3 protein-coding genes are annotated in these 2922 nt (G+C 67.8%); 1 reads left to right on the forward strand and 2 read right to left on the reverse strand.

Translation table 11 applies throughout. The features are described 5' to 3' along the window. Nucleotides 1-39: 39 nt before the first annotated feature. Both KBI44_21825 and KBI44_21830 read right to left on the reverse strand, forming a co-directional pair. Complete coding sequence (locus KBI44_21825; protein ID MBP9147127.1) at nt 40-339, reverse strand: HigA family addiction module antidote protein; 300 nt, start codon at nt 337-339, stop codon at nt 40-42. Nucleotides 340-350: 11 nt separating this feature from the next. Next, nucleotides 351-629 carry a type II toxin-antitoxin system RelE/ParE family toxin gene (locus KBI44_21830; protein MBP9147128.1) on the reverse strand — a complete coding sequence of 93 codons (279 nt, stop codon included), beginning with the start codon at nt 627-629 and terminating at the stop codon, nt 351-353. A 110-nt stretch (nt 630-739) separates the two neighbouring features. Between KBI44_21830 and KBI44_21835 the strand changes: the two genes are divergently transcribed. Beyond that, nucleotides 740-2767 (forward strand): CocE/NonD family hydrolase, encoded by a 2028-nt coding sequence (locus KBI44_21835; GenBank protein ID MBP9147129.1) that lies wholly within the window; start codon nt 740-742, stop codon nt 2765-2767. Nucleotides 2768-2922: the final 155 nt, after the last annotated feature.

Raw genomic sequence — 2922 nt, forward strand, 5'->3', positions numbered from 1 at the left:
CGGGTACCTTTCCCCTGCGTACATCCCCTGCCGGACGCGTCAGGCCGCGCGCGGATCGATCTCACGCTGGATCTTCGCCGCCGTCGAAATCTCGGCCAGGCGCAGGTCGTAGGCGACCTGGAGCGCGAGCCAGCTTTCGGCGTCGCCCCCGAAGTAGCGCGCGAGTCGCATCGCAGTGTCGGGCGTCACCGCCCGGCGCTCGCGGACGATGTCGTTGATCCTGGGCGCGGGAACGCGCAACGCCACCGCCAGCGCGTGTGCGCTCAGGCCGAGAGGCGCTAGGTACTCCTCACGCAGGATCTCTCCCGGATGTATCGGCCGCATTCCGTTCTTCGGCATGTCGTTTCCCTTCAATGGTAATCCACGATCTCGACGTCGAAGGCATCTCCACCCGACCAGCGAAAGCAGATGCGCCAGCGGTCGTTGATCCGAATGCTGTGCTGCCCCAGGCGGTCGCCGTGCAAAGCTTCGAGCCGGTTCCCGGGCGGCGAGCGCAGGAACTCGAGCGTTCGGGCGGCATGGAGCATCGCGAGCTTCCGTTCCGCCTGCGCCCGGATCGAGAGCCACCGGCGCGGGCACCGACCTGCGAAAATCGCCCCGGTGTCCTTGTCGGCGAATGCCTTGATCACAGGCAGAATGGTATTCCGTGAGACGTTTAACGTCAAGCGTTAAGCAGGCGGCTCCGCCGGACGCGGAGCTTGCGCCGAACCGCGATTGCATACACGATCCGGAAACGACCATGCGAACCCTCAGAACCCTCCGAACCCTCCAGGTTGCCCGCCGGCTCGCCGCTGTCCTCTCCCTCCTGTTGGTTGCCCCCGCCCTCGCTACCCCCTCCGACACCCCGCAAGAGTTGGCGGTGCCGCCGGGGGGCGACATCCCGGCTGAGTTCGAGGTCGCGGACCGGAGCTTCGACCATCAGCGGCGCGAGGTCGAGATCGCGATGCGCGACGGCGTGAAGCTGCACACGGTGATCCTGATCCCGAAGGATCCGCAGGCTCCGAACCCTCCCGGCGGCCCCGGCAAGATGCCGATTCTCCTCACCCGCACGCCCTACGACGCCGACAAGGCGACCAGCCGCGCGGCGAGCCCCCGTCTGCAGGCGGTGGTCTCCTCGGCCGACGACGTCGTGGCCCTCTCGGGTTACATCCGGGTTTTCCAGGACGTCCGCGGCATCCACGGCTCGCAGGGCGACTACGTGATGAACCGCCCGCTGCGCGGGCCGCTGAATCCGACCGCCGTCGACCACGCGACCGACACCTGGGACACGATCGACTGGCTGGTGAAGAACGTGCCGGAGACGAACGGCAGGGTCGGCATGATCGGCACCTCGTACCCGGGGTTCCTGGTGCTGATGGGTCTCTTCGATCCCCATCCGGCGTTGAAGGTCGCGGTACCCGTCAACCCGATGGTCGACTGCTGGATCGGCGACGACTGGTTTCACAACGGAGCGTTCCGCCAGTCGATGGCGCTCTACGTCTACGAGCAGACGGCGGGGAAGAAGAGCGACTTCGATTTCTGGACCGGTTCCTACGACGACTACAGCCGCTACCTCGCTGCGGGGTCGGCGGGGGCGCTCGGCCGCGAGATGGGCATGGAGCAGTTGCCGTTCTGGCGGCGCCTCACGCAGCACCCGGCCTACGACAGCTACTGGCAGGAGCAGGCGGTCGACCGGCTCCTCGCTCGCCAGCCGCTCACCGTGCCGACGCTGCACGTCGGCGGTCTCTGGGACCAGGAGGACATCTACGGTGCCCCGGCGAGCTATGCCGCGCTCGAAGCGAAAGACACGGCCAACGATCGCAACTTCCTGGTGCTCGGTCCCTGGCGCCACGGCGGCTCGAACGGCGACGGTCGCTCCCTCGGGGCGATCCGTTTCGACGGCGACACGGGCCTCACCTTCCGCCGCGACGTTCTGCAGCCATTCCTCGATAGCTACTTGAAGGACGACCCCAAGGGCAACCCGAAACCGGGCGCGGCCCAGCCTCCCGTGCTCGCCTACCAGACCGGCGCCAACCGCTGGCAGCGCTACGATCGCTGGCCGCAGAGCTGCAGCGCCGACTGTCCGAACCTCGCCCGCAAGCTCTATCTCCAGCACGGCTTCGGTCTCGGATGGAACCCGCCTGCGGCGACCTCGGCCACCTCGACGCCGGCCGCCGACGCCTTCGTCTCCGACCCGGCGAAACCGGTCCCCTATCGGCAGCGTCCGGTCCGGCCGATGTGGGCCGACGACTCGACCTGGGGCCAGTGGCTGGTCGACGATCAGCGCTTCGCCTCGGACCGCACCGACGTCCTGGTCTATGTCTCCGACGTTCTCACCGCGCCGCTCGCGGTCGCGGGCACGCCCGTCGCGAACCTCTTCGCCTCCACCACCGGCACCGACGCCGACTGGGTGGTCAAAGTGATCGATCTCTACCCCGACGAGGTCCCCACCCAGCCCGACCTCGGGGGCTATCAGCTGGCCGTTTCGATGGACATCCTGCGCGGCCGCTATCGCGAGAGCTTCGAGAAGCCTTCGCCGATTCCCGCCGACAGCATCCAGAGCTACCGCTTCTCCCTGCCGGCCGTCCACCACGTCTTCGCCCCGGGTCACCGCGTCATGGTGCAGATCCAGTCCACCTGGTTCCCGCTCTACGACCGCAACCCGCAGACCTGGGTCGAGAACATCTTCTTCGCCCAACCCGCCGACTATCGCCCCGCCACCCACCGCGTGTTCCACAGCGGCGAAACCGCGAGCTTCGTCGAGCTGCCCGTCGTCGGGGTGGAGTAGGGCAGGAAAAAGCGGCCCGCCCGGAACTCGGACGGACCGCGAGGGGTCGGACTGCTGGTCCCCAGTTGCGGGATCTAGCTCTTCTTGTCGACCGTGACGACCTTCTTCACTCCGTCGAGCGCCTTGACGGCGGCCACCGCCTCCTGACGCTTGGC

This window comes from Thermoanaerobaculia bacterium, assembly GCA_018057705.1.
Lineage (GTDB): Bacteria > Acidobacteriota > Thermoanaerobaculia > Multivoradales > JAGPDF01 > JAGPDF01.